The 3,114-nt window shown below is 57.9% G+C and carries 5 protein-coding genes; 4 read left to right on the top strand and 1 reads right to left on the bottom strand.

The features are described 5' to 3' along the window. The first annotated feature begins 150 nt into the window (after positions 1-150). The 4 genes from VEG30_15930 to VEG30_15915 are packed head-to-tail and all read left to right on the top strand — an operon-like array spanning position 151 to position 2,830. Complete coding sequence (locus tag VEG30_15930) at positions 151-444, top strand: hypothetical protein (GenBank protein HXZ81418.1); 294 nt, start codon at positions 151-153, stop codon at positions 442-444. 33 nt (positions 445-477) lie between these two features. Continuing rightward, positions 478-828: a hypothetical protein gene (locus VEG30_15925; GenBank protein HXZ81417.1), complete on the top strand. Its 351-nt coding sequence runs from the start codon at positions 478-480 to the stop codon at positions 826-828. Next, positions 782-1,264, top strand: a complete 483-nt coding sequence (tnpB, locus tag VEG30_15920) for an IS66 family insertion sequence element accessory protein TnpB (protein ID HXZ81416.1) — start codon at positions 782-784, stop codon at positions 1,262-1,264. Before VEG30_15925 ends, tnpB begins: the two co-directional genes overlap by 47 nt. A gap of 6 nt (positions 1,265-1,270) precedes the next feature. Beyond that, a complete protein-coding gene (locus VEG30_15915; GenBank protein HXZ81415.1) occupies positions 1,271-2,830 on the top strand; it encodes an IS66 family transposase in 1,560 nt (519 codons plus the stop codon). 52 nt (positions 2,831-2,882) lie between these two features. Here VEG30_15915 and VEG30_15910 read toward each other — a convergent pair. Next, positions 2,883-3,114, bottom strand: a 232-nt coding sequence (locus VEG30_15910; protein HXZ81414.1) for a hypothetical protein, incomplete at its 5' end; no start/stop codon positions are given.

Raw genomic sequence — 3,114 nt, 5'->3', positions numbered from 1 at the left:
ATAGTTCCATGCCAATAAGCGGCGGGCTTCGCAATGACCGCTCTGCCGCCGCTGCCATGGTCTCGTAGCATTCTTTCCATGTGGGAGGATGGAATTCCTGTCTGATCCGCTCCTCCGTGGCAATCCGCAATTCGGGTTTTTTTCAAGGCGTTGAAGCAGAACCTGCGCATCAAGACCTTCGTCGGCACCAGTCCCAACGCCCTGCAGATTCAGATCTGGACCGCCCTCATGGCTCTGCTGCTGCTCAAGTACCTGCAACTGCGCGCCCGCTTCGGCTGGAGCCTGTCCAATCTCGCCGCCCTGTTGCGCCAGCAACTGTTCGTCTATCGCGACCTGTTCGCCTGGCTCGACCAGCCCTTCCAACCGCCACCGCTGCTCGATGCCGCCACCGAGCAGATTCCACTTTCCTGGTCAAACGTAAGCGTTAGACCATCCACATTCTAGGCAACGCGCAACTTCTGTGTTGAAGTGAACTCCATGACAGAGGGACAAAATGGGCAAAAGAGGCGGCGCACGTCTGCCGAGATTGAGCAGATCGTGCGCGAGTTTGAAAGCAGTGGTCTGAATCGTAGCCAGTTTTGCCGGCAGCAAGGTCTGACGTGGGGAGTGCTGAATCGTTATTTGAGGCGGATGCCAACAGGATCCGGGAGTAGTGGGGGAGGAGATGGGCTGATCGCGGTCGAGTTGGCGGGCAAGAAGGTGGGTGTGCAGCACGCCGGCAGTTGCGGCTTGGCGGTGGTTTTGGCGAGAGGACGAAGAATCGCCGTGAACGCAGGCTTCGATGCCGCTACGCTGCAGCGGCTGGTGCAAGCCTTGGAGACGATATAGGGTGTTTGGCTTCGGGGCAGCAACGCGGATTTATTTGGCGGTGGGAGCAACCGACATGCGCAAGGGATTTGAAGGTCTCTATGGGCTGGTGCGTGACCGATTGCAATGCCAACCGCTCAGTGGCCACGTATTTTTGTTTTGTAACGCGCAGCGGAACCGGCTGAAGCTGCTGGTGTGGGACGGAAGTGGGCTGTGGGTCTGCGCCAAGAAATTGTCCAAGGGGCGATTTCGCTGGCCGCAACCGCAGAGGGGAGAAGTCAAGGTCATCCTCAGTCAGGAAGAACTGGCGATGTTGTTGGGTGGCATTGATCTGAATCAGGCGCACCGTCGGCGGTCTTGGTACAGAAGCCAGATTGACAACGACGAAGTTGGTCCCGACCGCATAAATACTGCACAAAATGATTGTATTCCACAGCTGAGCTCTGCTACGAAGTAGCTCATCGTGAGTGCTAGTTTCCCATCTTCGGTGGCTCGACCGACGACCCTTTCCGAAGCAGAAAAGATCATTGAGCAACTGCAACAGAAGCTGCAATTCAGCGAGTTAAGAGTTCTGGTTTTGGAAGAGCAGTTACGGCAGCGGCGCCTGGAGAAATATGGTGCCGGCAGCGAGAAGTTGTCGAACTTGCAATTAGAGATGTTGGAGCAGGAACCTGGGGTTAGCCAAGCGGAAGTGCAAGCCGAGAGCGAGCGCCCGGTGATCGAGGGCAATGCGGTCGAGGTGGCCGGGTATCAGCGGCAGCGTCGCTGCCATCCTGGGCGCCAGTCATTGCCGGCAGATCTGCCGCGAGTGGAGAAGGTGATTGCGTGCCCGGCCGAACAGTGCGTGTGCGGTCGGTGCGGCCAACCGACCATGGTGATCGGCTACGAAGAGAGCGAGCAATTAGAGGTCGAACCGGCGAAGTACTTTGTGTTGGTGAGCAAACGGGAAAAGCGCATCTGTCGAGGCTGTAAGGATGCGAGGATCGTATCGGCGCCAGCGCCGGTGCGAATTATCGACAAAGGGTTGGTCAGTGATCGGGTGGTGGTCGACACGGTAATCCGCAAATACTGCGATCATCTTCCGTTATATCGGCAGTGCGTGATTCTGGACCGGGAGGCAGGGGTGGACATCAGCCGGGCGACGCTAGACGGTTGGGTGATGCAGGTAGGCGAAATGCTGCAGCCGCTGGTAGGGGTGATGGGCCGGGAGTTAGTGCAGGGCAGCTACCTGCAAGCCGATGAGACTCCGGTCGAGGTGCAGATGCACGATGGTCGGGGTAGAAATCACAAGGCGTTTCTGTGGCAGTACGGACGACCGGGAGGAGCGACCGTGTTCGACTTCCGCCTGGGGCGAGATCGTGCCGGACCCAAACAATTTCTGGCGAACTTTCACGGCATTCTGCAGACCGATGCCTATCAAGCCTATGACAAGGTCGGGGGCTCAGGAATGGTGCATGCTGGCTGCTGGACACATGCCCGACGCGGTTTTGCGAATGTGGTCAAGCTGAATCCGGGCGATCCGGTGGCCACCCCGATCGTGACCAAGATTAATGAGTTATTTGGGGTGGATGCGGAAGCGCGCGAACAGGGTCTCAGTGTGGAGGCGCGTCATCGATTGCGTCAACAGAAAGCTCCTGAGCTGTTGGAGAAAATCAAAGCGGCCATCGAAGCCGCAAACCCCGGAGCCTTGCCCGGCGGAGCGCTGGAGAGCGCCCGCGAATATACCCTTGGAATCTGGCCGAGACTGACGCGTTTTCTCGATTACCCCGAGTTAGAGCTGAGTAACAACCTGGCCGAGAACTCGATGCGTCCGGTCGTTTTGGGTAGAAAAAACTGGATCCACATCGGAAGCCCGCAGGCCGGACCGAAGGTGGCAGCGATCCTGTCCGTGATCGAAACCTGCCGACGTCTGAAGGTCTCGGCGCGAGATTATCTCTCGGCCGTGCTCCCCGGCCTGGCCAATACGCGTTTGCACCTCCTGCATGCCCTCACTCCAATGGCCTGGGCCGCGCCGCATCAGTAATCAGCAACATCACACCTTCGTCAACCCGTCAACCTTGTGCTTACTCTGACGCTTACAATATAACGGCCTCTGGCTTGTGAGTGAAGGAGCCCCCGTGCCACACGGCAGTGCGCTTTGGAAGATAGGCGCGAAAATCGTACGCAGCGTTCCAGTCCGGAATTCGGGCTTTTGGGCTTTGGCCCAGCAGATTCGACATCGTAATGGCTGATTCTGTGAAATTCACTGACCGGGCTAATCCGGACTCCTCGCCAAAGACGCGCCGCATGTAAGCATCAGGGTCCGAA

Source organism: Terriglobales bacterium (genome assembly GCA_035624455.1).
Classification (GTDB): Bacteria; Acidobacteriota; Terriglobia; order Terriglobales; family Acidobacteriaceae; genus DASPRM01.
This window is presented reverse-complemented; position numbering and strand designations above follow the sequence as displayed.

Coding starts and splice junctions, on each gene's coding strand:
- tnpB (HXZ81416.1), top strand. CDS start 782: ATGCCGCTACGCTGCAGCGGCTGGTGCAAGCCTTGGAGACGATATAGG.
- VEG30_15925 (HXZ81417.1), top strand. CDS start 478: ATGACAGAGGGACAAAATGGGCAAAAGAGGCGGCGCACGTCTGCCGAG.